This window comes from Acinetobacter sp. LT1, from assembly GCF_059800965.1.
Genome location: NZ_JBBAXE010000005.1, coordinates 73,186 through 96,035, shown reverse-complemented (window position 1 = coordinate 96,035; position 22,850 = coordinate 73,186). Strand labels below are relative to the sequence as shown.

At 38.2% G+C, this 22,850-nt stretch carries 24 protein-coding genes; 11 read left to right on the top strand and 13 right to left on the bottom strand.

What is annotated here, in order from left to right; genetic code table 11:
* Positions 1–160: 160 nt before the first annotated feature.
* Positions 161–1,306 (top strand): acyl-CoA dehydrogenase family protein, encoded by a 1,146-nt coding sequence (locus WBW42_RS06440; RefSeq protein ID WP_032055463.1) that lies wholly within the window; start codon positions 161–163, stop codon positions 1,304–1,306.
* A 41-nt stretch (positions 1,307–1,347) separates the two neighbouring features.
* On the opposite strand, the gene WBW42_RS06435 is transcribed toward WBW42_RS06440, so the two are convergent.
* Positions 1,348–2,292, bottom strand: coding sequence for an alpha/beta hydrolase (locus WBW42_RS06435; RefSeq protein WP_032055465.1), 945 nt, complete (start codon positions 2,290–2,292; stop codon positions 1,348–1,350).
* Positions 2,293–2,475: 183 nt separating this feature from the next.
* On the opposite strand from WBW42_RS06435, the gene pheA reads away from it, so the two are divergent.
* The 4 genes from pheA to WBW42_RS06415 all read left to right on the top strand — a co-directional run bounded on the left by pheA (position 2,476) and on the right by WBW42_RS06415 (position 8,080).
* Positions 2,476–3,585 (top strand): prephenate dehydratase, encoded by a 1,110-nt coding sequence (gene pheA, locus WBW42_RS06430; protein ID WP_002049199.1) that lies wholly within the window; start codon positions 2,476–2,478, stop codon positions 3,583–3,585.
* 107 nt (positions 3,586–3,692) lie between these two features.
* Positions 3,693–5,939, top strand: a complete 2,247-nt coding sequence (locus WBW42_RS06425; protein WP_032062831.1) for a bifunctional prephenate dehydrogenase/3-phosphoshikimate 1-carboxyvinyltransferase — start codon at positions 3,693–3,695, stop codon at positions 5,937–5,939.
* 127 nt (positions 5,940–6,066) lie between these two features.
* The gene (locus WBW42_RS06420) at positions 6,067–6,450 is read left to right on the top strand and encodes a hypothetical protein (protein WP_005068294.1); all 384 of its coding nucleotides are present in this window, start codon (positions 6,067–6,069) and stop codon (positions 6,448–6,450) included.
* A 169-nt stretch (positions 6,451–6,619) separates the two neighbouring features.
* Positions 6,620–8,080 (top strand): aminoacyl-histidine dipeptidase, encoded by a 1,461-nt coding sequence (locus WBW42_RS06415; protein WP_032055471.1) that lies wholly within the window; start codon positions 6,620–6,622, stop codon positions 8,078–8,080.
* Positions 8,081–8,113: 33 nt separating this feature from the next.
* Here the strand turns inward: WBW42_RS06415 and rtcA are convergent, their stop codons facing one another.
* From rtcA to WBW42_RS06390, 5 genes are all read right to left on the bottom strand, one after another.
* Entirely contained in the window at positions 8,114–9,160 is a 1,047-nt protein-coding gene (gene rtcA, locus WBW42_RS06410; protein ID WP_032055473.1) for an RNA 3'-terminal phosphate cyclase, read from the bottom strand.
* 259 nt (positions 9,161–9,419) lie between these two features.
* Positions 9,420–9,878, bottom strand: coding sequence for a DIP1984 family protein (locus WBW42_RS06405; protein ID WP_032055476.1), 459 nt, complete (start codon positions 9,876–9,878; stop codon positions 9,420–9,422).
* Positions 9,879–9,888: 10 nt separating this feature from the next.
* Entirely contained in the window at positions 9,889–10,545 is a 657-nt protein-coding gene (locus WBW42_RS06400; protein WP_032055478.1) for a metal-sensitive transcriptional regulator, read from the bottom strand.
* 7 nt (positions 10,546–10,552) lie between these two features.
* Entirely contained in the window at positions 10,553–11,821 is a 1,269-nt protein-coding gene (locus tag WBW42_RS06395) for an RtcB family protein (protein WP_032055480.1), read from the bottom strand.
* Positions 11,822–12,076: 255 nt separating this feature from the next.
* Positions 12,077–13,051: a ribonuclease Z gene (locus WBW42_RS06390; protein ID WP_005073498.1), complete on the bottom strand. Its 975-nt coding sequence runs from the start codon at positions 13,049–13,051 to the stop codon at positions 12,077–12,079.
* A gap of 67 nt (positions 13,052–13,118) precedes the next feature.
* On the opposite strand from WBW42_RS06390, the gene rtcR reads away from it, so the two are divergent.
* Positions 13,119–14,720: an RNA repair transcriptional activator RtcR gene (gene rtcR / locus WBW42_RS06385; RefSeq protein ID WP_032055485.1), complete on the top strand. Its 1,602-nt coding sequence runs from the start codon at positions 13,119–13,121 to the stop codon at positions 14,718–14,720.
* Between the two features lie 56 nt (positions 14,721–14,776).
* Here rtcR and WBW42_RS06380 read toward each other — a convergent pair whose 3' ends face one another.
* Positions 14,777–15,409, bottom strand: coding sequence for an alpha/beta hydrolase (locus WBW42_RS06380; RefSeq protein WP_032055488.1), 633 nt, complete (start codon positions 15,407–15,409; stop codon positions 14,777–14,779).
* A gap of 125 nt (positions 15,410–15,534) precedes the next feature.
* Here WBW42_RS06380 and yaaA point away from each other — a divergent pair, with 125 nt between their 5' ends.
* Both yaaA and WBW42_RS06370 read left to right on the top strand, forming a co-directional pair.
* Entirely contained in the window at positions 15,535–16,308 is a 774-nt protein-coding gene (gene yaaA, locus WBW42_RS06375) for a peroxide stress protein YaaA (RefSeq protein WP_032055491.1), read from the top strand.
* Positions 16,309–16,324: 16 nt separating this feature from the next.
* Positions 16,325–16,948, top strand: a complete 624-nt coding sequence (locus WBW42_RS06370) for an HD domain-containing protein (protein WP_032055494.1) — start codon at positions 16,325–16,327, stop codon at positions 16,946–16,948.
* A 101-nt stretch (positions 16,949–17,049) separates the two neighbouring features.
* Here the strand turns inward: WBW42_RS06370 and WBW42_RS06365 are convergent, their stop codons facing one another.
* The 5 genes from WBW42_RS06365 to WBW42_RS06345 form a co-directional block, all read right to left on the bottom strand.
* Positions 17,050–17,835 (bottom strand): thiazole synthase, encoded by a 786-nt coding sequence (locus WBW42_RS06365; RefSeq protein ID WP_163114314.1) that lies wholly within the window; start codon positions 17,833–17,835, stop codon positions 17,050–17,052.
* 13 nt (positions 17,836–17,848) lie between these two features.
* Complete coding sequence (thiS, locus tag WBW42_RS06360; RefSeq protein WP_002115323.1) at positions 17,849–18,046, bottom strand: sulfur carrier protein ThiS; 198 nt, start codon at positions 18,044–18,046, stop codon at positions 17,849–17,851.
* Between the two features lie 13 nt (positions 18,047–18,059).
* Positions 18,060–18,425, bottom strand: a complete 366-nt coding sequence (locus WBW42_RS06355; RefSeq protein WP_002115263.1) for a DUF423 domain-containing protein — start codon at positions 18,423–18,425, stop codon at positions 18,060–18,062.
* 111 nt (positions 18,426–18,536) lie between these two features.
* Positions 18,537–19,403 carry an RNA polymerase sigma factor RpoH gene (gene rpoH, locus WBW42_RS06350; RefSeq protein ID WP_002115267.1) on the bottom strand — a complete coding sequence of 289 codons (867 nt, stop codon included), beginning with the start codon at positions 19,401–19,403 and terminating at the stop codon, positions 18,537–18,539.
* Between the two features lie 133 nt (positions 19,404–19,536).
* Positions 19,537–19,782, bottom strand: a complete 246-nt coding sequence (locus WBW42_RS06345) for a sulfurtransferase TusA family protein (RefSeq protein WP_005068314.1) — start codon at positions 19,780–19,782, stop codon at positions 19,537–19,539.
* 372 nt (positions 19,783–20,154) lie between these two features.
* On the opposite strand from WBW42_RS06345, the gene WBW42_RS06340 reads away from it, so the two are divergent.
* Positions 20,155–20,367 carry a cold-shock protein gene (locus WBW42_RS06340; protein ID WP_000126912.1) on the top strand — a complete coding sequence of 71 codons (213 nt, stop codon included), beginning with the start codon at positions 20,155–20,157 and terminating at the stop codon, positions 20,365–20,367.
* A 109-nt stretch (positions 20,368–20,476) separates the two neighbouring features.
* Complete coding sequence (gene rhlB, locus WBW42_RS06335; RefSeq protein ID WP_002115257.1) at positions 20,477–21,628, top strand: ATP-dependent RNA helicase RhlB; 1,152 nt, start codon at positions 20,477–20,479, stop codon at positions 21,626–21,628.
* Positions 21,629–21,665: 37 nt separating this feature from the next.
* On the opposite strand, the gene WBW42_RS06330 is transcribed toward rhlB, so the two are convergent.
* Positions 21,666–22,046: a putative periplasmic lipoprotein gene (locus tag WBW42_RS06330; protein WP_005068317.1), complete on the bottom strand. Its 381-nt coding sequence runs from the start codon at positions 22,044–22,046 to the stop codon at positions 21,666–21,668.
* A 204-nt stretch (positions 22,047–22,250) separates the two neighbouring features.
* Here WBW42_RS06330 and WBW42_RS06325 point away from each other — a divergent pair, with 204 nt between their 5' ends.
* Positions 22,251–22,826, top strand: coding sequence for a nitroreductase family protein (locus WBW42_RS06325; RefSeq protein WP_032055511.1), 576 nt, complete (start codon positions 22,251–22,253; stop codon positions 22,824–22,826).
* Positions 22,827–22,850: the final 24 nt, after the last annotated feature.

Genomic DNA, 22,850 nt, shown 5'->3' with positions numbered 1-22,850 from the left:
AAATAAACCTATATAAAAAAGGAAGCTTTGGCTTCCTTTTTTATTGGCTGACTGAAAAGTACAGTTTTAATGAGCAGCTATGTCATGACAGTAGCTTAAAAAATGATTAGCATGCACAACAATCAGATTAGATAAAACAATAAAGCCGAAGGAAAATATTATGTTGGCATACGATGCAGATTTAGAATTATTCCGTGATAATTTTAAACGTTTTATGAATGAGCATATTGCACCGCAATACGATCAATGGGAACGCGAAGGAATCATGCCACGTGCTGTCTGGAATCAACTGGGCGAAAATGGCTTTTTGTGTGTGGATGTTCCAGAAGAATACGGTGGTTACGGCGTACCAACCTATTATTCATTAATGTTGGTTGAAGAATCGGCACGTGCTGGATTCTGTGCATTATCAACAGCGATTTCTTGCCACTCTGAAATTGCTGCACCATATATTTTACACATCGGGACAGAAGAGCAAAAACAATATTGGTTGCCGAAAATGGTGACAGGTGAAGTGGTTGGTGCAATTGGTATGACTGAACCTGGAGCAGGCTCGGATTTACAATCAATGCGTACCAGTGCCATTTTGCAAGATGACCATTATTTATTAAATGGCTCAAAAACATTTATTTCAAATGGACAACATGCTGACCTTGTGGTGCTTGCAGTAAAAACTGATCCTCAAGCGCGTGCGAAAGGGGTGTCGTTATTATTGGCAGATACTCATCTGGAAGGCTTTAAGAAAGGTACCAACCTCGACAAAATCGGTCTACATTCTCAAGACACATCTGAGCTATTTTTTGACAATGTTAAAGTTCCTAAAAACCAGTTACTCGGTCAAGCTGGACAAGGCTTTGCTTATTTAATGCAAGAGTTACCACGTGAACGTACCGCTATTGCATCTACCGCAATTGGCGCTATTCGTGGTGCAATTGATTTGGCAACTGCTTATGTAAAAGAGCGTCATGCATTTGGTCAACCTATTTCACAGTTCCAAAATACGCGTTTTGTTTTAGCACAAGCAAAAATTGATGAGCTTGCTACAGCTGCTTTTTACGAGAGAAACGTTGCTCTATATCAAGAAGGTAAACTTGATGTTGAAACAGCAGCAGCGCTTAAAAGTTTCAGCACTGACATGCAAATGAAAGTCGCAGATAACTTGCTGCAACTCTTTGGTGGGTATGGCTATATGAGTGAATATCCAATTTCACGTTTCTTTGTAGATGCTCGTATTCAACGTATTTACGGTGGTACAAATGAAATTATGAAAGAAATCGTGGCGCGTGGATTAATCGGTAAAGCTTAATAATAGCTTCAAAAAAGCCTACCTTTGAGTAGGCTTTTTTATTATTTAGCTGTTTTCTGCGATGGTTCATCGAATAAAGATTTACAGCTTTCTAAATTTTGACATGAAGCAAACATAAGTGCTTTAGGCAAGCTCGCATACAAATTTGTAATGTGTTGTTCAGCAGGGTTATAAAAATGCCAATAACTAAATTGGTTTGAACGTTTATTTTCTAAAGCTTTAAAGAAATTTGCTTCATTTAATTTATTGTTAAGTTGAGTGCGAGGGCCACCTTGCTCATGTGTACCGACTGTGGTCATGAGTAAAGGGGAATGATTTGGTTTCTGACTTTGCCAATGATTTAACTGCTGAAATAACATGCCTTGGTCAAACCAGAGAGAAGGGCTTGCAGCAAAGTAACGCTGAAATGCATTTGGCTTTTGAAAAAAATGATAAAGCACAAATAAACCTCCAAAAGAATGTCCATAAAGACTTTGCTGTTGGCTATTAATCGGAAATTGTTTTGCAATTGTAGGCTTGAGTTCGCTATTTAAAAAAGCAATAAACTGATCAGCACCCCCATATTTATATTTACCTTGTGCTTGAAATTGGGCAGAAGGTTTTGGAGTGTAATCATAAGCACGCTTTTGCACATCAAAGGTTTTTTGCTGAGGGTAACCAACCGCTACTATCATGAGTGGATCTAGTCCTAATTTGGTAGAACCAGCGCCAATCGACTGAGCAATATTGGCAGCACTTGGAAATGTAGCATTTCCATCTAATATATAAAGTACTGGATACCCATGTTGGGGCGGGGCGACAGGTGGTTTATAAATTTGAATAAGATAATCATGGCCTGTATTTTTAGATTTAATTTGAAATTGTGCCTGATTATTTTGAAAAAAGATTTTTGGTTGATTTTGTATAGGCGTTTGGGCGAGGGCAGAACAGCTTATTAAAGTATTTAATAAAAAACTAGTAGATAAAAGGAAAAATGATCTTTGCATAATGGGCGATAATAAAATTTATTATACAAATAATAAATGAAAATCATTATCAAATAAAGTAATCAAGAAATGGAAGTAAAAAGGTTAATGAAAAAAGCCCTTACAGCTATATTGCCTAACAAATCAAAGCAGACTATTGTTATACTCTCGTTTAAAAGATGATTTTACTGAGGCTGCATTCTAATGATCAACGATGATCAAAACAAAACGACTTCTCTTAGTTTAGAACAAATTCGTGAAGATATTGATAGTGTAGATCAACAGATTCAAGAATTATTAAATCGCCGCGCAAGCCTTGCTGAAGCTGTTGCTAAAGCTAAATTTGCTTCCGAAGAGAATCCTTTGTTTTATCGTCCTGAACGTGAAGCGCAGGTCTTACGTAAAGTTATGGAGCGTAACCAAGGTCCTTTGTCTGATGTCACCATGGCGCGTTTGTTCCGTGAAATTATGTCTGCTTGCCTTGCTTTAGAAGCGCCACAAAGTATTGCATTTTTAGGACCAGAAGGTACTTTTACTCAATCTGCTGTGCTTAAGCATTTTGGTAAAGATGCAGTTGTTCGTCCACTACCAACAATTGATGAAGTGTTCCGTGAAGTGGAAGCGGGTAGCGCACATTACGGTGTAGTTCCGGTTGAAAATTCATCTGAAGGTATTGTGAACCATACTTTAGACTGCTTTAAAACATCGAATTTAAATGTAATTGGTGAAGTTGAATTGCGTATTCATCATCAATTCCTAGTATCTGAAAATACACGTAAAGACAGTATTAAACAGATTTATGCTCATCAGCAAACTTTGGCTCAATGCCGTCAGTGGTTAGACGCACATTATCCGGGTGTTGAACGTGTTGCTTTAAACTCAAATGCGGAAGCTGCACGCCGTATTCGCAACGAATGGCACTCAGCAGCAATTGCATCTGATATTGCAGCAGGTATGTATAACCTTGAAATTTTACATAGCAATATTGAAGATAATCCGGAAAATACCACTCGTTTCTTAGTCATTGGCCGTGAAAAAATTCCACAAAGTGGCAATGACAAAACATCGTTATTAATTTCAGCACATGACCGTGCTGGTGCTTTATTAGAAATTTTAGCGCCGTTTGCAAAACATAATATTAGCTTAACGAGTATTGAGACCCGTCCAGCATTACCTGAAAAATGGGCATATGTATTCTTTATCGATTTAGAAGGCCATATCGATCAAGAAAATGTTGCTGCTGCAATCAATGATATTCGTCCAATGGTGAAAGAGCTTCGTATTTTAGGTTCATATCCTGCTGCCGTTCTCTAATTACTCATGTTGGAATAATGACATGCATCAAGATGGTCATGTCATTATGCTTAAAAACAAATTGCTCAAAGGTTTAAATCACTTTGAGCAAAAGCAAAGTTGAAGTTATGTCACAACCCCTATTTAAAAAAGTTGCATTTATTGGTTTAGGACTCATCGGGTCGAGTTTGGCACGGGTTATTGTTGCCGAAAAGTTGGCGACAACTATTGTGGCATCTACACGCTCACAAAAAACTTTAGAAGATGCAAAATCACTTGGCTTAATACAAGAAGGATTTTCTGATCCTGTTGAAGCCGTGAAAGGGGCAGATTTAGTTGTTTTAGCCTTGCCAGTACGTGCAACACAAAAAGTGCTTGAGCAAATTAAACCTTATTTGTCAGAAACCACAATTGTAACTGATGTGGGAAGTACAAAGGGTAATGTCGTAGATGCAGCAAAAGCTGTATTTGGTGAAGATTTACCAGCAGGTTTTGTTCCCGGGCATCCTATTGCGGGAAGTGAACACACGGGTGTTCACGCAGGTAAGGTCGATCTCTTTGCAAATCACAAAGTGATTTTGACTCCATTACCAACAAGTGCAGAATGGGCAGTTGAGAAACTGATTCAACTTTGGTCAGCTGCTAAAGCTGAAGTGATATGTATGGCTGTTGCCAAGCATGATGAAGTTTTGGCGCATACCAGTCATTTACCGCACTTGATGGCATTTAATTTGGTTGAGCAACTTGCAAACCGTGAAGATAATCTTGATATTTTCCGTTATGCAGCAGGTGGTTTCCGTGATTTCTCACGGATTGCGGCTAGTGATCCCCAAATGTGGCATGACATTTTCTTTGCCAATAAAACAGCCATATTAAATGCTGTAGATGGCTTCGAAAAGCAACTTACCGTACTTAGAAAATTGATTGAAAACGAAGACTCTCATGCATTAATGGGTTTACTCGGCCATGCTCAGGCAGCCCGTCAGCATTTCAATCATATGTTAGCCAAAAAACCTTTAATGGAGAAAAATAAGGTGACACAGCAATTCAGTATCTTACCGGGAAATAAGGCATTTAAAGGTAAATTTACCGTACCGGGTGACAAATCTGTGTCACATCGCTCTATTATGTTTGGTGCTATTGCCGAAGGCACGACTCATGTCACTGGTTTCCTTGAAGGTGAAGATGCTTTGGCAACTTTGCAAGCTTTCCGTGATATGGGTGTAAGCATTGAAGGCCCTAAGAATGGGGAAGTGACCATTCATGGCGTGGGCATGCATGGTTTAAAAGCACCAGCGAGTGCCTTGTATATGGGTAACTCTGGAACCAGCATGCGTTTGCTTTCAGGCATGTTATCAGCACAAAAATTTGATTCAGTGATGACAGGTGATGCATCACTTTCTAAACGTCCAATGGAGCGTATTGCTAAGCCATTACGTTTAATGGGTGCGCAAATCCAGACAACAGGTGAGAAAGGTACACCACCTGTAAGCATTACGGGTAGCCAGCAATTAAAAGGCATTCAATACGACTTGCCAATGGCATCTGCTCAGGTGAAGTCGGGTATTTTACTTGCGGGTCTATGGGCTGAAGGTGAAACTTCGGTAACTGAGCCAGAACCAACTCGTGACCACACAGAGCGCATGCTTCGTGCATTTGGTTATGATGTTAAAACTGAAGGCAATAAGATCTCTCTTGTTGGTGGCGGAAAATTAGTAGGTACTGATATTCAGGTTCCATCTGATATTTCATCTGCTGCTTTCTTTATGGTGGGTGCTGCAATTACTGAAGGTTCCGATGTTGTTCTGGAAGCTGTAGGTATTAATCCAACACGTACTGGCGTAATTGAAATTTTAAAACAGATGGGTGCTGACCTGACTGTTGAAAATGAACGTATTGCCGGTGGCGAGCCTATTGCTGATATTCATATTAAAGGTTCACGCACACTTAAAGGCATTCATATGCCGGAAGACCAAGTTCCTTTAGCAATTGATGAATTCCCAGCTTTATTTATTGCAGCAGCTTGTGCCGAAGGCCAAACAGTATTAACTGGTGCGGCAGAACTTCGTGTGAAAGAGTCTGACCGTATTCAGGTTATGGCTGATGGCTTAAAAATCATGGGTATTGACTGTACGCCAACTGATGATGGCATCATTATCGAAGGTAAAGGCAAGTCTGGCGATTGGTCACCAATCTTTGCTGGCGGTGAAATCGAGTCACATCATGACCACCGTATTGCTATGAGTTTTAGTATGGCAGGTCTTCGTAATTCTGGTCCGATTACAATTCATGGTACTGAAACTGTGGCGACAAGCTTCCCGACTTTCACTGAGTTGGCGAATCGTGCAGGCTTAACAATCGAAGTTAGCCAATAACTTTTGACCTGACACATTTTATAATTGCTAACACAATAGCAACGGCAGCAGCGGGCTAAAGGCTTGGCTGCTGTTTGTTTATTGCTTATGCTAAGCGCAGATAATGATAAAAGTGTTAGGACAAAGGATGAAAAAATTACAATTTATTGCCAGTTGCCCACAGCATGGGGTGCTTGATCATCCGCCAAATGAATGCCATATCACTCAAGAATATGTAGCGGCTTTACTGTTTAAACAATTGGGGCATTATGGCTTTGATGCACAGCATATTGTGCATGAGCATGAAAAGGTAGAAGTGAGTATTGATAATCATCTTTTACCTTTGTCTATTACTTGCCAGAAAACAGACCATGAAGGGCATTTGATGTGTGAAATCTCTGCCAATCCTGATGAAGAACAAGATTGGTTTGAGAAAATCGAAACACAAAGCATTATTCGTCAGCTTGCGCAGGCCGTTGAAAATAGTTTGAAAGCTGATCATAGCTTTTCAGCATTTGAATGGAAAAACTAAGCGCACGGCTGTTAAGAGTTATTCATGAAGTACGGCTTTTAGAAAAGTCGTACAATCTCTTTAGATTAAATATAAAAATACAAAATCTTTCCCGAAATCCCTACCTATCTTTAATGCATTGTGTATATTGAAATTATTAAGATATTTACATAATTAGAGTGTGGTTTTCATGACACAAGTTGATATTGCAGCGTTATCTCCTCAAGTGGTTTGGCAGCATTTTCAAACACTTTGCACTATTCCTCGCCCATCGAAGCATGAACAGCAACTTCGTGAGTTTTTAAGAAACTGGGCCGAAAGTCGAAATTTAGAAACTTACGTAGATGAAGTTGGTAATTTAATTATCCGTAAGATTGCGACTGCAGGTAAAGAACATGTGTCTGGCGTTATTCTGCAAGGTCATCTAGATATGGTCACGCAGGCTAACACAGGCACAGTACATGACTTCTTTAAAGACCCGATCCGCCCAGTTCTTGAGGATGGCTGGTTAATTGCCAAAGACACTACTTTAGGTGCTGATAATGGCATTGGGGTGGCTTTGGCTTTAGCTGTTTTAGATTCAAATGATATTGTTCATGGGCCAATTGAAGTTCTTTTAACAGTTGATGAAGAAGCAGGTATGAGTGGTGCACGGCTTTTACAGGCAGGTGTACTGAAAGGGAAGTGGCTATTTAATATTGATACAGAAGAGTGGGGCGAGTTGTATCTCGGATGTGCTGGTAGTATTGATGTTGAAGTTGAGCAACCGCTTAATTATGAACCAATTCCTAAAAATTTGAATATTGTTAATATTCAGGTGGCTGGTCTTAAAGGTGGCCACTCTGGCGTAGATATCCATTTAGGACGTGGTAATGCCAACGTTATTCTGGCCCGTTTTTTAAATCAGCATTTAGCGAAACTTGGTGGACGGCTTGTTGAGTTTATAGGTGGTACAGCTCGTAATGCCTTACCTCGCGAAGCTGTAGCAACCATTGCCATTTCATCTAGCCAATTGCCTGAATTAGAACAATTACTCGCTGAATATCAAACAGCATGGAAAAAACAGCTACAAGGTATTGATGACAATCTGCAATTAACTATTCAGCCTAATAGTGCTGAAGTGACCGAAGTGATTGCTCAACAACAGCAAAATGAATGGTTGCAAGCTTTAGCAACAAGTCCTTATGGTGTTGCAAGTATGAGTCAAGTTCTACCAGATGTAGTTGAAACCTCAAACAATATTGGGGTGGTAAAGCTAAATCGAGAAGGTGGAAAAGCTGTCTTAATGGTTCGTTCAATGGTGAACCAAGAAGCTCAAGACTTTGCAGAAAAAATTCAAACGCATTTTAGTCAATTTAATATTACTTCTTCACTCACACCCTTAGTATCGGGTTGGACACCAAACCCTGACTCGGCGGCTTTAAAGTGTTTACAACAAGCCTATCAAAATGCATTTAACATTGAGCCAAATCTAAAAGTGATTCATGCGGGTTTAGAGTGTGGGATTATTGCTGAACATTACCCACATTTACAAATGGTTTCTTTTGGACCTGATATTCAGGGAGCACATGCACCGGGTGAGCGAGTGAAAGTTGATACTGTAGAGAAATGCTGGAAGCTGTTGGTAACAGCTTTAGCATCTGTAGAGTAGTTTGTACAAATAAGAAGCTCAATTGTGAGCTTCTTAAACTTTAACTTTTACATGAAAATGATGTGGATTTAACTCGACAAATTCGATTTCACAATCAATAAATTTTTCAATCATGGCTGCTTGAGTACGAGTGTGTTCGCTAATATATTGTGCGGTGAATTCACCACCTTGACCTAGAGCTAAAGGTAGAAGCAATTGATCTGCCAAATACTCATCTACAACAGCCTGCGAAGATAAATATAGATTTACATCTTTTGCTAAATGATCAGCTATTTGCTCTGCACTTTTGCGCATCTCACCTAAAGCTGTAAACAGTTGAGTGTGATATTGATGAGTAACTTTCACATAGACTGTATTGCCTTGACTAATTCCATTTAAATGAAATTGTTGCTGAGAGCTTAAGTTTAGTTCTTTACTTAATGTAGTTAATTCACGTTGTGCTATCTGTGCTTCTTCTGAAAGATTTAATACTGCTGCAAAAGCTTCATTGCATTGCAAAGCACCACGATCTAATAACTTTAAGCTGTTTCGATGTTGCCATGGCTGAATGGTAACTTGAATTTCACCCGCACCAATTGGAAAAAAGCCAGCTTTATTTAATCTAAAATCGACGTTAATTCCAATCTTTGTTAGAGCAGGTAAAAAGCAGTGTTCAATAAAATCTGCTGTTGGTGCAAGTGGGTTATGTGTACCCCCTGAAATGGTGAGTTCGGTAGCTTCATTTTGTAATAACAAAACAGGTAGAAGCGTTTGTAAAACCAGTGTTGTACTACCCGCTGAACCGATTTGAAATTGATATTTACCACTTTGAACATGCTGAGGTGTGAAATATAAACGTTGGCTATGTAATTCAGCACCCTCTACATAAGCTTGGCTAATTTGTTGAGATGCTTGTACACAAACCAAATGTTGACGCATTAAACCTGGTTTTTTACGCCCAGCACGTATATTAATTAATTCAAACGGCTGGCCTGTAATCATTGAAAGGGCAAGGGCGGTTCTTAAAATCTGTCCACCACCTTCACCTTGTGAGCCATCAATTTGAATGGCTTTTGGCATATTTGCCAAAACTGTCTTCACTTATATTTTCCTTATTTTCTAATTTAATGAACATACTGTCAGTACATGGTAATGCGAAGTAACGCGTGACTTTGCTTTTGATAAAGGTTTACTAGGTGCATAGTGCTGAGCCTGATAAGTGAATATCGATGCACGGCTCACATGCTGCCATAGCCGCCTGAATTATTTTCAATCCCTCAGATCGGAGTAATGCAGGATCTTGTACTCGCCCAGTATGCCCAAACTTTGATTGTGAAAATGATTTCACAAAATCTATTGTTTAATTGATTAGATCAATTTGCCAATTAGCAGCCTGAATTTTTATGTTTAAGTCACGGAGTTCCGCACTGATATCATCCGCCTGTTTTTGTAAGCTAGAAACCGGAATGACTTTCTTCCACTTAATTTCACGTGAGCTATAACGATCAGGTTCTCGATGCGTATTGGCAATCGCATCGATTAAAATCTTATGCTGTTCAGCATAACTATCGCGCAAGCTTAATAGGGACAACAATACTTTGCCATCTTCCAGTTTTGCTTGTGCATTGGTCAAATGAATACGACAAATCAATTGATTGCTTTCCTGAGTTAAAGCAAATACTTGTTTGATGAGTTCATTTGGATCTTCACTAAGTTCATCACCTTCTTGTACCAATACATTGGCATTAATTCGTTGTTTTAACGAAGCAAGCTTTTTTTGTTGATCGCTTCGAAGTAAAAGTGCTTCTGCGAGTTTCATTTTTATTCCTTTAGTACCAGAAATACCCATGCATAATAGGTTTAAGCCAATCAAAGTAATCTGTATCTTTTATTGATTTAATTAAATGTTCATCTTGGCCGGGAAAACGCATATCCAAGTTCCCCTTTTCAAGTTCTACCTCTATAGAAATCCATCTTGGAAGAGTTTTATAAAGTTCAGTATTATCAACACTTTCACTTTCAACTATAAAAAACTCATAAATGGTCGGATAGTTTTTGATAAAAACACTAGTCGCAACTAGAAAAAGTTCAATTATATCTACATAATTTTCTGCTTCAGTATAGTTGGGTGCTTCATAATCATGTTCTAGTTTATTTCTGATGTAATTTAAACGCCTAATTATTTGAGGGGTGAAGAATCCACATTTCTCTAAGAAATCTAACTTACTAGGAAAATTATTTCTTTTAGCAATATAAGTTTCATATCCTGCTAATGAACATAAAATATCTACCCTTCTATGAAGGGCACGTTTAGCATTTGATACAGCATTATAAATAGCATGTAAGTTCTGTGAGGTGCTTAAGTCATTTCTTGCAAACTCTATAAAAGTTGCGCAATGCGGAGTATCTTCAAGTTTATGAGTCGTACAAGTAGTAACTCCTTCATAATATTTTAAATATTCAGGTTTAAGTATTTTGTGAAACATTTTTTTCTTACCCTTTAACACACACTACTTGTCTTAATGTATAAACCACTTCAACCAAATCACTTTGTGCTTTCATAACATCTTCAATTGGTTTATATGCCGATGGAATTTCATCAATAACAGCAGCATCTTTACGGCATTCCACACCTTCAGTTTGTGCAATCTGATCTTCAACAGTAAAACGTCTTTTTGCTTCAGTACGGCTCATAACACGACCTGCACCATGCGAACATGAACAGAAAGATTCCTGATTTCCAAGCCCACGGACAATAAACGACTTCGCTCCCATTGAGCCTGGAATAATTCCATATTCACCTAAACGCGCACGAACTGCACCTTTACGAGTGACCATCACTTCTTCACCGTAGTGTTCTTCCTTTTCCACATAGTTATGGTGACAGTTCACTGCTTCCAAACGTGCCTGAAAAGGCTTTGGTACAATAGTCGCCAAGGCTTTAATCGCAGATTGCATCATGATTTCTCGGTTCTTCATTGCAAAGCGTTGAGCCCAACCTACAGCAAACCAGTAATCATCAAAGTGTTCAGTTCCTTCTACTAGGTATGCTAAATCTTTATTTGGCAAATTAATGAAATGCTTCTCCATGTCTTTACGGGCAAGTTCGATAAAATGATTACCGATAGCATTTCCTACACCACGAGAACCTGAGTGCAACATAATCCAAACATGATCATGCTCATCTAAACAGATTTCGACAAAGTGGTTTCCCGTACCTAAAGTTCCCAAATGTTTGCGGTTGTTGGTGTTTTTTAAACGTGGATGTTTTGTACAAATGTATTCAAAATCTGCCACTAGATCGGACCAAGCTTGATCTACCATTTCTGGTGGAGTTTCCCATGAGCCACGATCACGTCCGCGCTTAGTCATTCCATGTGGGATTAAACGTTCAAGTTCAGTACGTAGTGCATGTAAGTTATCTGGTAAATCCGAAGCAGTTAAGCTTGTACGAGTTGCCATCATTCCACAACCAATATCTACACCCACAGCAGCAGGAATAATTGCCCCTTTAGTTGGAATCACGCTACCAATAGTTGCTCCTAAACCGAAGTGTACATCTGGCATAACAGCCATCCATTTATAAATAAAAGGCATTTGAGCTGTTTGTAATAATTGTTGTTTTGAGTTGTCATCAACAAGCACGCCTTTAGTCCACATTTTGACTGGCATACTTTTTTCATTTTGCAGAACTTCATAAGAACGTTGTTGCTGCTTTTGTTCAAACTGAGCTTGTTGGTTAATTTCTTCAATGACAGACATTTTCTTTTCCTTTCAAAGCCTGCCTGCCAAGCGTTTGCAGGCAGGTGTTATTCACAAGATCCCAATGATGTTGTGTGCTTTGTACTATTGCACTGAGTGTGCCAACTTTTTAAAAAAGCATTTAATTTAAGTATAAATTATTGAAAATAATAAATAAAAATAATTTTATCTTCTGTCGGATAAATTTTATTGGCGGTTTTTAATATTAAAAATATATCTAAAAATATATTTAAATATCTTTTTGGATATATGTGTTTAATTGGGCTTCCCGTTTTTATCGACTTTTAAAAGCTGTCCAGCTTCATTTAAAGTAAATTCATCAAAATCATTTGCTAAATAAAAATGACCTTTATAAAACTGGCGAACTTCTTCAGTAATAGCTTGCTGCCCAGCTTTATCCTGATGTCTAGGGCTAAAATGCGTCAGAATTAAATTACTTAAAGATTGCTGTTCTGCAAATTCAGCCACCATTTTTGCTGAGCTATGCATTGGACCTTTGCCGACTTTATCTAAAACCGTTTGCAAGTAAGTCGATTCGTGAATAAGGAGTTGAGCATCTTTGCAAGCATCAGCTAATAGTTCAGGTTGGTCATTATCACCACCTATAATTGCATGAACTTGTTGATTTTGAACTTTGATAAAGTCTTGAGCTTTTAAAGTTTGCCCCTCAAATTCAACATTGTAGCCTCGTTTTAAATGGCCCCACATATCGCCTTGAGGTACGCCAAGCTGAGTTAGAGCTTGGGTATCTAACTTCTTCTGAATAGATTTGATATAAATGCTAAAAGCAAAACTTGGAACACGATGGCTTAGAGGGTGTGCTTGAACAATGAATTCGTCAGTGATCTGTTGTGGCTGTGTTGCTTCATTTACATCAATAAATTGAAGGGAATAGGGCAAATGTAAGTCTGTAAGCTGGGCAGTGATTTCAAACCATTGCTGAATTTCTTTCGGTGCAATCACGATTAAGGGCTTGCTACGGGCATTCATGCCTGCACTTGCCAATAAACCAACTAGACCATAACAATGATCGCCGTGAACATGTGTAATACAAATGGCAACTAGATTTTGTAGTGAAAGTTTAGCTTGTTGAATGCGGTGCTGTGTACCTTCGCCAGCATCAATTAAAATCCAGTCCTTATTTTTGCTGTTGCGAACTGCTAATCCTGAAACATTACGTGTTAGGGTTGGTACACCTGAAGATGTGCCTAAAAAAGTAAAATGAAGCATATTCTTGGAATTTTTTGGTCAAATGCGTATTGTATATTATAGACACTTATAAAATTTTATAGAAATTATGGCGGATGCAAAGAAAACAGTCGTTATTGGCTTTGTCGGTTCTACGCTTGATCAGGGGAGAAGGCCGGATCGATGGCAACGTTGGCGTCCTACGATTAGCCTGTTAATGCATGAAGATTTGCTTGTAGATGAATTGGTACTTTTACATGATCGACAACATCATAATTTAGTTAAATCTATAGCAGCAGATGCTAAAGAGATTTCTCCACAAACACAGGTTTCTGGACATAAGGTCAGTATAAAAGATCCTTGGGATTTTGCTGAAGTTTATGGGGCACTTTATGATTTTGTAAAAACCTATCCGTTTGATGTCGAAAAAAATAACTATTTATTGCATATCACAACGGGAACACATGTTGCCCAAATTTGTTGGTATTTATTGGTAGATGCACATTATTTACCTGCTCAGCTTATCCAAAGCTCACCTAATCAACCAAAGACCCCAAAAGGTGAATATAGAATTATTGATCTGGACCTGTCTCGATACGATGTTTTAAAACAGCGCTTCGATGATGAACAAAAACAAAATTGGCAACAACTTAAAGCAAATATTTCTACTCATAATAAAGCGTTTAATCAGCTTATTGAGGAAGTTGAATTAGTTGCAACCCGCTCTAGTGCACCTATTTTGATTATGGGGGCAACAGGGGTTGGTAAGTCTCATTTAGCAAAACAAATTTTTCAGTTAAAGAAAGATAAATTTCAATTAAGCGGTCGTTTTATTGATGTTAACTGTGCAACCTTGCGTGGTGATAGTGCCATGTCAACTTTATTTGGTCATATAAAAGGTGCATTTACAGGAGCAGCAGCTTCTCGTGCTGGTTTATTAAAAAGTGCTGACCAAGGTATTTTATTTTTAGATGAAATTGGTGAATTGGGACTTGATGAACAAGCTATGCTGCTAAAAGCGCTAGAAGACAAAAGCTTTTTTCCCGTTGGAAGTGATAAAGAAATTCAAGTCGATTTTCAGTTGATTGCAGGTACTAACCGTGATTTGCGCAATGAGGTTCAAGCTGGTCGTTTTCGTGAAGATTTATGGGCTCGTTTGAATACGTGGACGTTCTTCTTACCAAATTTAAAAGACCGTGTAGAAGATATTGCACCCAATATTGATTTTGAGCTACAGCGTTTTGCTGCAATTCATCAAAGACAATTACGCTTTCAACGTGATGCTTTAGAAACATATTTAAAGTTTGCTAAATCAGTAGATGCATCATGGCAAGGAAATTTTAGAGATTTAGCAGCGAGCGTAACTCGTTTGGCAACTTTATCGCAAGGTGAGTTAATTCGCCGTGAAGCTGTAGAAAAAGAAATTCAACGTCTAAAGCAGCTTTGGCTTATTCAGGATGAATCTTACAATGATAAAAATACAGATATTTTGTTGAACTATTTAAGTCCTGAGCAGCTAGAACAAATAGATGAATTTGATCAGATTCAATTACGAGGTGTGCTCAAGATCTGCGAAAATTCAAAATCCATGGCAGAGGCGGGAAGACAACTCTTTTCAGTATCTCGTCAACAACGTAATACAACGAACGATAGTGACCGAGTGAAAAAATATTTAGCCCGTTTTGGGTTAAGTTGGAATAATTTTCAATAAGGACATGGCTTAAAAATGATGGACATACTCTTAAGTTATGCCCATCAAGTTACCGTTTATTTCATGATAATAAAACGTGTAATGATTTGGCGAAGCTGCTTTAAATAGCCTGTAAAGAAGTGGTTAGCGCCCGGTAAAATCGTAATTGGATGCTTCTGCGGTTTTGCCCATGCAATTGCATCTGAAAGTAAAGTAATATCATCTTGCTCACCATGAATGAGTAGAATATCACCTTGAATTTCAGGAGTTTTATAGTGACGTAAACCTACTACAGTAGCTGTTGGTAAACCACATAAAATTAACTGTATAGGTCGTAATTCAGGTGCAAGCTGTGCAAAGCATTTTGCTAAAACATGTGAGCCAAAGCTAAAACCGCCTGCATAAAATGGTAGGCCTTCATGAAGCTTACGAACGTGCTCAATTACAGCTAAGATATCTTCAGTTTCACCATGGCCTTCATCATGAATGCCTTCACTACCACCTAAACCACGGAAACTAGGACGGTAAACAATGCAACCATATTCATTAAAAATTTGGGTTAAAAGGGCAGGGACTTTATGTTGAGGGGTTCCACCTTGCAATGGGTGCGGATGGCAAACAACCGCAAAGCCTTTGATTTCACCTTCAGGGCGGTCAACGAAAAGTTCAATTTTACCTACTGGACCCTGGATGAAAGTTTGCTCAGACATATAAGAACCGCTAAATAACAATACGTGATGCTATTTTACCGATAGTCGTCATTGAAAACACGAGTTAGCATTAAAAAATATCTACTGTTATAGTTGGTATTAAGAATAATTTTTTCAGGTTGTCTATGCTTGCTTTAATTTCTCCTGCAAAAACTTTAGATTATGAATCAGCGTTACCTACAGATGAGTTTACTCAGCCTCGCTTGTTAGAAAACTCAGCACAATTAATTGATGTTTGTCGCAAACTTTCTGCTTCGGAAATTGCGAGTTTAATGAGTGTCAGTGAAAAAATTGCCACACTAAATGCAGATCGATTTAGAGATTGGAATCCCGAATTTAATTTCTCAAATGCTCGCCAAGCAATCTATGCATTTAAAGGGGATGTTTACACCGGTTTAGATGCTTATCGTTTAAAAGACAAAGATATTAATTTTGCACAGCAGCATTTGCGTATGCTCTCTGGTCTATATGGTTTATTGCGTCCTTTGGATTTAATGATGCCTTATCGTTTAGAGATGGGTACTAAATTAAAAAATACTCGCGGTCATAATTTGTATGAATTCTGGGGTGATATCATCACTAACCAAATTAATGAAGACTTGGCAGCAATTAAATCTGAATTGCTGGTAAATCTAGCTTCAGATGAATATTACAAGTCTGTCAATGAAAAGAAAATTAAGGCTGAAATAGTGAAGCCTGTTTTTCTTGACCAGAAAAATGGCAAATATAAAGTCATTAGTTTCTATGCGAAAAAAGCACGCGGTTTAATGGCTCGTTTTATTGTTGAAAACCAATTAAATAAAGCTGAAGACATCAAAGCGTTTAATACCGAGGGTTATTACTTTGATGCTGATAACTCATCGGCAAAAGAGTTGGTGTTTAAACGTGATGAGCAATAATCTTAAGCGTGGTTAATTGATGATGCAGCTTTATTTATCAAAACTAAAGCATGTTTGGTTTGAGCTGCATCAGCATTATGATTTTTCTGAACCGCAGAAAATCTATGATGAACTTATTGCGGCTTATAGTGAAAAGCAGCGAGCCTACCATACCATCCAACATTTATATGAATGTTTGAGTTTAATGGAGGCGGTTCAATACGAATTAAATGATCCGTATGCTGTTGCATTGGCTCTCTGGTTTCATGATGCGGTCTATGATCCAGAAGCTAAAGACAATGAACTTAAGAGTGCTGAGTTATTTGAACAATTGATGGCGCAAGATTTATCGTTCGATACCCTAGAGAAAATAAAGCGTTGGATACTTGCGACTCAAAAGCATGCATTAACCGATGAAATAGATATGCAATTTTTGTTGGATATTGATTTAGCTATTTTGGCAGCAACACCTGAACGTTTTATCCAGTATGAACAGCAAATTCAGCGGGAGTATTCTTGGGTTGATCCAGAAGTATATTCAGTTAAGAGAAAACAAGTTTTAATACATTTTTATCAGTCTGAACCACTTTATCAAACTGGATATTTCCAAAAGAATTTTGAGTTAAACGGCAAGGATAATTTAAGACAAATATTGGAATAGCCTAAGTATATTGGAATAAAGCGATATTTTTTAAAAGGTAAAATGGTTATACGATAGGAGAAAGGAATCACTGGAAAAAGCAGTGATTCCTTGGAAATAAATTATTTAAAGAAATAACCTGTTTCTGGTGAGCTTGCATTTGCCATGCGTTTACGTGGCATACGACCTGCTAAAAATGCTTCACGTCCTGCTTCAACAGCTTTTTTCATTGCGGAAGCCATCAAAATAGGGTTTTGAGCAGCTGCAATCGCTGTATTCATCAATACACCATCACAACCAAGTTCCATCGCAATAGCAGCATCACTTGCTGTACCAACGCCTGCATCGACTAAAACTGGAACTTTCGCATTTTCTTTAATAATTGAAATGGTATGTGGATTTAAAATACCTAAACCTGAACCAATTAGACTACCTAAAGGCATAATCGCAACACAGCCCATACTTTCAAGTTCTTGTGCAATGATCGGATCATCAGAGGTATAGACCATAATCTCAAAACCGTCATCAATCAAAGTGCGCGCGGCTTTTAAAGTCTCGGTTACATTTGGATATAAGGTTTTTTCATCACCCAATATTTCAAGTTTTACTAGGTTATGACCATCAAGTAACTCACGCGCTAACATGCAGGTACGTACTGCGCTATCAGCATCAAAACAACCTGCGGTATTTGGCAAAATTGTATATTTTTCTGGTGGAATGACAGACAGTAAATTCGGTTGATCTGGATTTTGTCCAATATTCACACGGCGGATTGCGACAGTTACGATTTCTGCACCACTGGCTTGAATAGCTAAATCCGTTTCATTTAAGTCTTTATATTTGCCAGTTCCGACCAATAAGCGAGATTGAAAAGAACGTGAACCAATAATGAGAGGGGTGTCTTGCATGGATAACTCCGACTTAGCCGCCGCCAACAGCGTGAATAATTTCGATACGGTCATGTTGAGCAATAGAAATTTGCTCTAATTTGCTTTTAGAAACGATTTGCTGATTGTGCTCAACAGCAAAACGTTTTCCTTCAAGTGCCAACTCCTGAATGAGTTGCAACAGGTTTTGGCTAGGCGTGTCCGTTAATTCGCCATTTAAATAAATTTGCATGATCACATTCCGATTATTTTGCGTATTTGAAAGCATTCCAAGCCAAGACTAGCCATCCCGCAATCATTAAGGCTCCACCGATTGGCGTAATTGCGCCTAATATTCGTGGTAAACCTAGCGCCATGATGTAAAGCGAACCACAAAAAAATAGAATACCAATTTGGATAAGCAAGAAAGATAACTTGATTGGGAAATGAGGAAGAACCTTACTTAAAATACCAAGAGCTAATAGGCCAAGCGCATGATAAAAAAAGTAGTCGGTTGCAGTCTGCCACCAAGCAAGTTGCTCAGGACCCGCGTGAGCTTTAAGACCATGTGCTCCAAAAGCACCCAACATGACTGCAAAAGCAAGATTAAGGGCTGAAATGGCGATCCACATAACAAAAAACGCAACTGAATAATGAAAGGCAACGTTAACATAGATTGGGTTGGCTAAACATAGCCAGATAAAACAAAAGGGCGATTCGCCCTTTTATTTTTTTCATTTATTTTAGCTTGCTGACATGGCAGTTTTAATCTTTTCCATCGCATTTTTTTCAAGCTGACGAATACGTTCTGCCGAAACATTATATTCAGCTGCTAACTCGTGAAGAGTAGATTTGTCATCATCTAACCAGCGGCGTTGTAAAATATTACGCGAACGGTCATCTAACTGGTCCATTGCATCATGCAAGGCTGAAGTGCTTTGCTCTTCCCAGTCTTCGTTCTCGACTAAACGGGCAGGGTCGTAGCGGTTATCTTCAAGATACAACGCAGGTGCTGTGTGTGGAGTATCGTCGTCGTCATCGCCTTGTGCTTCAAAAGCAGCATCATAAGCAGTTAAACGACCTTCCATTTCCAGAACTTGTTCTGGAGTTACATTTAAGTCATTCGCAATCGATTGAGCTTCTTCGAGCGTTAACTTTTTACTCGATTTTTTTAAACTACGTAAATTGAAAAATAATTTACGCTGAGCTTTTGTCGTTGCAATTTTGACGATGCGCCAGTTGCGAATAACATATTCATGAATTTCTGCCTTAATCCAGTGGACGGCAAAAGATACTAGACGCACGCCCATATTTGGGTCGAAACGTTTCACGGCTTTCATTAAGCCTAAATTACCTTCTTGAATAAGGTCGCCTTGTGGTAGGCCATAACCTGCATAGCTGCGCGCAATATGAACGACAAAACGTAAATGCGACATTACCAGCATTTTTGCGGCATCAAGATCTTGGTCATAATAATAACGTTCAGCAAGTTCTTTTTCTTGCTCGGCCGTTAAAATAGGAATCTGATTGACAGTACTGATATATGCACCAAGGTTTACACCGGGCGCAGACAATGACAGGGGCATCAATTGATTGCTGCTGTCACTCATGAGTTCTCCTTATAGGATCGAATGGGATAACCAATAAATTCATCTTAATTTGAATCAGCTTCATAATTAAGGAAAATTGGGTAGAGAAATGTAAAATTTTATGCAATTTCTAAACTTTTAGTTTAGCAAAGAATTATTGAGTTTCAATTAAATAGTGAAATTCTCTTTCTGATATGTGTGTAGTTTGACACGTAAAATGATGTAAACCACAGTAACGAGTTACATCAATTTCACTATGAGGATCTGAAGATTTTAATAAAAATTGTTGTTTGCCTGACGCTTTTTTAAGTTCACGTTTTAGCATTAACAATGGCATTGGGCAGGGTTGCCCAAGGGCATTAATTTCAATGGGTGCTGTATTAGAAGAAGTATTGCTCATTCATCATCAAAACAACTAAAAAAAATATTCTAACAAATTTTTAATAAATACAGCATATTTTATGAAAGAAGATGCAGGAATTTCTATAAAAAATATTGTAATAAGCTGTTTAAAAAAAGAACTAAAAATAGGGGAAATATTTGAAAAAAATTCTATTAATTGTCATAAACCCGTGTTAAGCTCGAACCGTTTTAGGATTTACCACACAATCAAATTGATTTAATAACCCTATAACAAATGGATGTAACCGGAAATTGTTGATAGTTTTACAGAATGATTACAAGCTTTAAGATTATAAATATTTTAAAACCTTGTTTGCTCTGCTGTTTGCAACACCGGAAGGTCCTTTTTTCAACATCTGAGGATTGACTTATGACAGCTCGTGAACAAGGCGTAGTAAAGTGGTTTAATGACACTAAAGGCTTTGGTTTTATTCAACGTAACGGCGGCGATGATGTATTCGTTCACTTCCGTGCAATCGTAGGTGACGGTCACCGTTCTCTACGTGATGGTCAACGCGTAGAGTTTAGCGTTGTACAAGGTCAAAAAGGTTTTCAAGCTGAAAATGTTCAGCCTTTAGACTAAGACTAATTCATCTTTTTGATGAATGATGGACGCTCCAATTTTTGAATTGGGGCGTTTTTGTTTATAATGATCTTCTCATTCGAGAGATTGTTTGTTAGAGCGCGTATTTATGACATCTGGTTTTGAAACCTTGAATTTACATCCGCAACTTAAAAAGGCGATTGATGCTTTAGGGTTTACGCAAATGACCCCAATTCAGCAAAAGGTTTTAAAATATACATTAGCCGGGCATGATGCAATTGGGCGAGCACAAACAGGAACAGGTAAGACAGCTGCCTTTCTGATTAGTGTAATTAATGATTTACTCAATAATCCGATTCAAGAGCAACGCTTCCGTGGCGAGCCTCGTGCTTTAATCTTGGCGCCTACTCGTGAGTTGGCATTGCAAATTGAAAGTGATGCGAAATTTCTCACAAAATTCTCTAATTTACATTTAGTGACCCTATTAGGTGGTGTTGATTTCGATAAGCAGAAGAAGCAACTTGATGCTAATTTTGTCGATATCATGGTAGCTACACCTGGGCGTTTAATCGATTTTGTAGAACAAAAAGAAGTCTGGCTCGATCAAATTGAATTTTTAGTGATTGATGAAGCTGACCGTTTATTAGACATGGGCTTTATTCCTTCGGTAAAACGTATTGTTCGTTATTCACCACGCAAGGAACAACGTCAGACCCTCATGTTCTCAGCGACGTTTAGTTATGACGTTTTGAATTTGGCAAGACAATGGTTGTTTGAACCTGTAACTGTTGAAATTGAGCCTGAACAAAAGACCAATAACGATGTAGAGCAACGTGTTTATGTTGTTGCTAAACAAGACAAATATCGTTTACTGCAAGATATCTTGCGTGAAGAGCCAATCGATAAGGTCATGATTTTTGCTAATCGACGTGACCAAGTCCGCCGTCTTTATGATCATTTAAAGAAAGATGGATATAGAGTCGGTATGCTTTCTGGTGAGATTGCTCAAGATAAACGTTTAAAAATGTTAGAGCAATTTAAGCAAGGTAAACATAATATTATGATCGCGACGGATGTTGCTGGTCGTGGTATTCATGTTGATGGCGTGTCGCATGTCATCAACTTTACATTGCCTGAGCAGTCTGATGATTATGTACACCGTATTGGTCGTACAGGTCGTGCTGGCTCACAAGGGGTAAGTATTAGTTTCTTATCTGAAGATGATGCCTTTTATTTACCCGAAATTGAAAAAGCAATTGGTAAAAAATTACCACTGACCAGATTAGATGGTTACTGCTAATAAAAAAATCCCAATCAAATGATTGGGATTTTTTTGATTAGTTAATTTTACAATAGAAGGTAAGCGTTGTTTGGTAGTCATCATCTTTTGCTAAAGATGCATTTTTACCAGTTAATGTACCAATAACACCTGCTGCTGCTTCAACCATTTGACCGGTTTTTTCACTTACAACATCTTTTAATACACCGTTATATGTTGTTTTTTCATCTACAACGACTGGTGTAGTGCTTTTTGAGCAAGTTTTTTGAGCTGCAGTAATCGCATTATTTTTCGCAATTAAATTGGTTTTGCCAATACCTGTAACTTCAAACTGATTATTTTCTTTTTGAACTGCTAAAGTATTTTTAGGAGTAGTTGCGCAAGCACCAAGTAATAAAACAACACCGCTCATTGCGCTCGCTAAAATTATTTTTTTCATAATGCACCTAAAGTTAATCGCTAAAAGACATAGCTATTTGAACATAAGTTTTCTAGTTGATTTTGAAGACGTTGTATGAGTTTTGATGTTTTGTATTAAAAAATGTCAAAGTGAGAGTTCGCTAATTTTATAAGCTAGATTCAATGGTGGATTAACGGTAGATTATGCTAATCTATTTTGAATTTTTGAGTTAGATCAATATTAATGACGGAATCAGCAATACAAATAATTCACCAAAATATTCATCAGCGTCAGTCTATTGGCCAATTAGTTGAGCCAGCTCCAAGTACAGAGCAATTAGAGTTAGCTTTCCAAGCAGCTTTGACTGCTCCAGATCATCATAGACTTAAGCCAACGCGTTTTGTGGTTGTTTCAGGCGAACAACGTGGTGCTTTTGGTGAAGTTTTAGCAAAGGCTCTAGCAGATTTAGGTGAAACTGATCCCGCTCAACTCGAACGTGTTAAACAACATCCTTTTCGCGCACCATTACTCATTTTGGCGCTTACACAACTACAAGATCATCCGAAAGTACCGCATTTCGAACAAATCTTAAGTACGGGTGCCGCAGTACAAAATCTTTTATTATCTCTACAAGCTCAAGGTTTTTCGTCCATGTGGCGTAGTGGTGCAGTTGTCGAATCAAATTGGTTAAAACAGCATTTAGGTCTGCAACCTCGTGATTTAATTTCAGGTATTATTTACGTCGGCACAGCAGCTAAAGTAATTGCACCGCGTGCAGATATTGAAAGTAAAGAATTCGTAAAAGTTTGGCAGGCTTAAACGTCTGTAGAAGTAAGAAATAGG

Excerpts from the sequence above, each read along its gene's own strand:
- WBW42_RS06440 (WP_032055463.1), top strand. The coding sequence starts at position 161 with ATGTTGGCATACGATGCAGATTTAGAATTATTCCGTGATAATTTTAAA.
- WBW42_RS06435 (WP_032055465.1), bottom strand. The coding sequence starts at position 2,292 with ATGCAAAGATCATTTTTCCTTTTATCTACTAGTTTTTTATTAAATACT.
- pheA (WP_002049199.1), top strand. The coding sequence starts at position 2,476 with ATGATCAACGATGATCAAAACAAAACGACTTCTCTTAGTTTAGAACAA.
- WBW42_RS06425 (WP_032062831.1), top strand. The coding sequence starts at position 3,693 with ATGTCACAACCCCTATTTAAAAAAGTTGCATTTATTGGTTTAGGACTC.
- WBW42_RS06420 (WP_005068294.1), top strand. The coding sequence starts at position 6,067 with ATGAAAAAATTACAATTTATTGCCAGTTGCCCACAGCATGGGGTGCTT.
- WBW42_RS06415 (WP_032055471.1), top strand. The coding sequence starts at position 6,620 with ATGACACAAGTTGATATTGCAGCGTTATCTCCTCAAGTGGTTTGGCAG.
- WBW42_RS06405 (WP_032055476.1), bottom strand. The coding sequence starts at position 9,878 with ATGAAACTCGCAGAAGCACTTTTACTTCGAAGCGATCAACAAAAAAAG.
- WBW42_RS06400 (WP_032055478.1), bottom strand. The coding sequence starts at position 10,545 with ATGTTTCACAAAATACTTAAACCTGAATATTTAAAATATTATGAAGGA.
- WBW42_RS06395 (WP_032055480.1), bottom strand. The coding sequence starts at position 11,821 with ATGTCTGTCATTGAAGAAATTAACCAACAAGCTCAGTTTGAACAAAAG.
- WBW42_RS06390 (WP_005073498.1), bottom strand. The coding sequence starts at position 13,051 with ATGCTTCATTTTACTTTTTTAGGCACATCTTCAGGTGTACCAACCCTA.
- rtcR (WP_032055485.1), top strand. The coding sequence starts at position 13,119 with ATGGCGGATGCAAAGAAAACAGTCGTTATTGGCTTTGTCGGTTCTACG.
- WBW42_RS06380 (WP_032055488.1), bottom strand. The coding sequence starts at position 15,409 with ATGTCTGAGCAAACTTTCATCCAGGGTCCAGTAGGTAAAATTGAACTT.
- yaaA (WP_032055491.1), top strand. The coding sequence starts at position 15,535 with ATGCTTGCTTTAATTTCTCCTGCAAAAACTTTAGATTATGAATCAGCG.
- WBW42_RS06365 (WP_163114314.1), bottom strand. The coding sequence starts at position 17,835 with ATGCAAGACACCCCTCTCATTATTGGTTCACGTTCTTTTCAATCTCGC.
- thiS (WP_002115323.1), bottom strand. The coding sequence starts at position 18,046 with ATGCAAATTTATTTAAATGGCGAATTAACGGACACGCCTAGCCAAAAC.
- WBW42_RS06355 (WP_002115263.1), bottom strand. The coding sequence starts at position 18,425 with ATGTGGATCGCCATTTCAGCCCTTAATCTTGCTTTTGCAGTCATGTTG.
- rpoH (WP_002115267.1), bottom strand. The coding sequence starts at position 19,403 with ATGAGTGACAGCAGCAATCAATTGATGCCCCTGTCATTGTCTGCGCCC.
- WBW42_RS06345 (WP_005068314.1), bottom strand. The coding sequence starts at position 19,782 with ATGAGCAATACTTCTTCTAATACAGCACCCATTGAAATTAATGCCCTT.
- WBW42_RS06340 (WP_000126912.1), top strand. The coding sequence starts at position 20,155 with ATGACAGCTCGTGAACAAGGCGTAGTAAAGTGGTTTAATGACACTAAA.
- rhlB (WP_002115257.1), top strand. The coding sequence starts at position 20,477 with ATGACATCTGGTTTTGAAACCTTGAATTTACATCCGCAACTTAAAAAG.
- WBW42_RS06330 (WP_005068317.1), bottom strand. The coding sequence starts at position 22,046 with ATGAAAAAAATAATTTTAGCGAGCGCAATGAGCGGTGTTGTTTTATTA.
- WBW42_RS06325 (WP_032055511.1), top strand. The coding sequence starts at position 22,251 with ATGACGGAATCAGCAATACAAATAATTCACCAAAATATTCATCAGCGT.